Below are 1,052 nucleotides of genomic sequence, written 5' to 3' on the forward strand. Positions count from 1 at the left end.
AACGGGCTGACAGATGCCCGATCAGGCTGTCATCCGGCACCCCACCCTCCGTCACCAGATAAGCCACCAGCACACGCTCCCCCTCGTGTTCCCAATCGATCACCACCGCCTGTTTCACCTGGGGATGGGTCACCAGCGCACTTTCGATCTCCCCCAGTTCAATCCGGTAGCCACGGATTTTCACCTGAAAATCATTGCGGCCCAGATAGTCCAGATTGCCGTCCGCCCGCCAGCGCACCAAATCCCCGGTTTTATACAGCCGGGTATACCCCAATGCCGCGTCTTTCGCTGTCGCAAACGGATTCGGCACAAAACTCTCTGCCGTCAGGGCCGGCTGGTTCCAGTAACCGCGTGCCAGACAAACGCCCCCAATGTACAGTTCACCCGGTGCCCCTATCGGGGAAGCGTTACCGTATTTATCCAGTACATAGAGCCGTACATTATCAATCGCCCGCCCAATCGGCACATTACCGTGACAGGCGGTATCCGTCTCATAACAGGCGACTTCAATCGCCGCTTCCGTCGGCCCATAGAGGTTGATAAGGGCAGAGCTGCCCGTCTGGACTCGGTTAAATGCCCTGACCTGCGACGCCGTCAGTGCCTCCCCGCTACAGAAGACATAACGCACCCCGGCCGGTAACTGCTGCCCCCTGGCCTCCAGGGTCTGGCAGAATGCCCCCAGCATGGACGGGATAAAATGCAACAGGGTCACGCCGCTTTGCCGGATCAGTTGCTGCAACACCGCCGGCTGTTTATGTGCCTCCGGCGGCGCAATCACAATACATGCCCCTGTCCAGTTCGCCGCCAGCAATTCCCACACTGACACGTCAAAGGTGTACGGGGTTTTTTGCAGTATTTTATCGGCTGGCCGGAAAGGATAACGCGACAACATCCAGCACAGGCGGTTTATCACACTTTGGTGAGTCAGCGCCACACCTTTCGGCTGCCCGGTGGTGCCTGAGGTGTAAATAATGTAGGCCAAATCGGTGGCCCGGTTTACCGGCAGCGGATTACCGGCGGGGTAACCGGTAGTCACCGCCGGATCATCCGCG

At 58.7% G+C, this 1,052-nt stretch carries 1 protein-coding gene; it reads right to left on the minus strand.

Annotated elements, in window-relative coordinates:
- Positions 1 to 1,052: amino acid adenylation domain-containing protein (locus ABLA85_RS18275; protein ID WP_367965751.1), on the minus strand; the 1,052-nt coding region annotated here is incomplete at both ends.

The sequence above is a fragment of the Xenorhabdus sp. SGI246 genome, assembly GCF_040838225.1.
GTDB lineage: Bacteria > Pseudomonadota > Gammaproteobacteria > Enterobacterales > Enterobacteriaceae > Xenorhabdus > Xenorhabdus indica.